The 248-nt window shown below is 36.7% G+C and carries 1 protein-coding gene; it reads left to right on the top strand.

Annotated features, from left to right (window positions below; translation table 11 throughout):
* Window positions 1-248: hypothetical protein (locus RYX56_RS24295; protein ID WP_317124375.1), on the top strand; the 248-nt coding region annotated here is incomplete at both ends.

Genomic DNA, 248 nt, shown 5'->3' with positions numbered 1-248 from the left:
CTTATTTAGGCATGCTAAGCGGAATGTTTGTCACAAGCTGGTTTGCTTTTGGCTTTATTGAGATCATTATAGTTATCCTAACTTTCCTTTTCATTATTGCCTCTGTCACAAATTTTCATCCTACATTCGGTTTCTTTGGGCACGGAAGACCGATTGTGCTTATCTTATTATCTTCGTTGTTTTTTGTGATGGGTTTTGAATGGGGAATTGTAGAACTTAGAACTTTTTTTACAGTAAGTGCGGCAATC

It is taken from the genome of Alkalihalophilus lindianensis, from assembly GCF_032843265.1.
GTDB lineage: Bacteria > Bacillota > Bacilli > Bacillales > Bacillaceae_D > Alkalihalophilus > Alkalihalophilus lindianensis.
This window is presented reverse-complemented; position numbering and strand designations above follow the sequence as displayed.